We start from the raw sequence: 2,173 nt of genomic DNA, 5'->3' as shown, positions 1-2,173 counted from the left end.
ACAAAGCTGGATTTAGCTGTTCTAGGTCGGCTTTTTTGTGCTATACTTAAGATATGCATAGAAAAACAGTGATTGATTTTAGGGCTTTGGGGGAGAGATACACCTTTACCCAGCCTATCAAAGAGTTAAAAACGAGAGATTTATCAGAAGTGGCAGACTTGCTGGCACAAGTGGAAAGCTACCAAGAGCAAGGTTATTATGTCGTGGGCTACGTCAGTTACGAGGCTGCACCTGCTTTTGAGGAAAAACTGGCAGTTCACAAGTCTCCTCTACTGGGCGAGTACTTGCTTTACTTTACAGTTCATGATAGGGTAGAAACATCACCTATTCCTCTGACTTATGAGGAAGTAGATCTGCCTTCAAAGTGGCAGGAAGAAACATCTGCAGAAAACTATGAAAAGGCTATTACCCAGATTCACCATCATTTGCGGCAGGGGGACACCTATCAGGTCAACTACACCGTCCAACTCAAGCAAGATTTAAGTGCCAATCCTTTTGCCATCTACAATCGCATGGTGGTAGAGCAGGAGGCGGGATACAATGCTTATGTAGAACATGACGAGATGGCAGTGATTTCCATGAGCCCAGAACTCTTTTTTGAGCAAAATGACCGAGAATTAACGACTCGCCCAATGAAGGGAACAACCCAGCGGGGAGTGACTGACCAAGAAGACCTTGCCCAAGCTAGCTGGCTAGAACAGGATCCTAAAAATCGCTCTGAAAACATGATGATTGTGGACCTCTTGCGCAACGATATGAACCGTATTTCTGAAGTGGGCAGTGAATATGTGGAGCGTCTGTGCCAAGTGGAGCAGTATTCAACCGTTTGGCAGATGACGTCGACCATCAAGAGTCAGTTACGACCGGATGTGGACCTAGTTGAAATCTTCCGTTCGCTCTTTCCATGTGGATCCATCACAGGAGCTCCCAAAATTGCTACCATGGAAATCATCAAGAACTTGGAGCCCCAACCCAGAGGAATTTACTGCGGAACGATTGGTCTCTTGCTTCCAAATGGACGACGGATTTTCAATGTCGCCATTCGGACTATTCAACTCTATATGGGCCAAGCTATCTATGGAGTTGGCGGAGGGATTACTTGGGATAGTACTTGGGAATCTGAATACCGAGAGGTTCATCAAAAGGCAGCTGTACTCTACCGTAAACAAGCACGTTTCCAATTGATTACAACTGGGAAAATCAGCCAAAAACAACTGCTTTTTGAAGATCAACATCTGGAAAGACTGACAAAGGCGAGTCGTTATTTTGCCTATCCTTTTGATCCAGAAGAACTGAGACAAAAGATAGAGGAAGAGTGTCGAGCTTGTGATGTTAATCAAGACTACCGCTTACGAATTACCCTCAGCAAGTCTGGAGAGATGGAACTCAGTCGCCAAATCTTAGCACCCCTCAGTCCAAGTTTCTGCAAAGCCAAACTTTGTCTGCAAGAAACAGATTTGAATCAATCATTTACTTACTTTAAAACAACTCATAGACCACACTTAAGTCTAGGGGAACAGGAAATCATTTACCATAATGCAGCAGGAGAACTGCTTGAGACCTCTATTGGAAATCTGGTCTTAAAAATTAATGGTAAACTCTACACACCGCCTATCAGACTTGGAATTTTACCAGGAATTTATCGTCAGCATTTGCTGGAAACAGGACAGGTAAAAGAGAAAATTACGACTTTGGAAGACCTGAACCAAGCAGAAGCTATCTATGGCTGTAACGCAGTCAGAGGTTTGTATGAGTTGGAAGTGATATAATTATAAATTTTTTAATTAATTTTTAGATTTATTTGTTAATATTTAATATTTGATTTGAAAGCAAAATTAAATATATGGTATACTATAGGTATAAATCATTAAAAACAATGGAGATTTTTATGAAAAAATCAAAAAAAATTTTAGTAACCAGCTTAGCCGCTGCAACACTGGGACTTATTTCATTTGCGGATACAACTGGAGACTTTCCTTTCTCGGCTCAGCATGTTTCTGCTCAAGAAAAGGATGTGTCTAAAAATGGTAAGGTTGTAAAAGAGAATACAACTTCGGCGCCAAATCAAGCTGAAAAATCAAAAACACCAGCGCAAAATCCTGCTGAGAAACCAAAAACACCAGCACCGAAACCAGAACCAAAACCAGCGCCAAAGCCAGCGCCGAAACCAGCT

The 2,173-nt window shown here is 42.0% G+C and carries 1 protein-coding gene and 1 pseudogene; both read left to right on the top strand.

Annotated features, from left to right (window positions below; all coding sequences use genetic code 11):
* The first annotated feature begins 53 nt into the window (after nt 1-53).
* A complete protein-coding gene (pabB, locus tag GMD4S_RS08160) occupies nt 54-1,769 on the top strand; it encodes an aminodeoxychorismate synthase component I (protein WP_008289588.1) in 1,716 nt (571 codons plus the stop codon).
* A gap of 119 nt (nt 1,770-1,888) precedes the next feature.
* Nucleotides 1,889-2,173: pseudogene (locus GMD4S_RS08155) on the top strand (Ltp family lipoprotein); the annotation flags it as partial.

Source organism: Streptococcus sp. GMD4S, assembly GCF_000296955.1.
The sequence above is the reverse complement of the archived record's forward strand: the minus strand, read 5'-3'. Positions and strand labels throughout refer to the sequence as shown.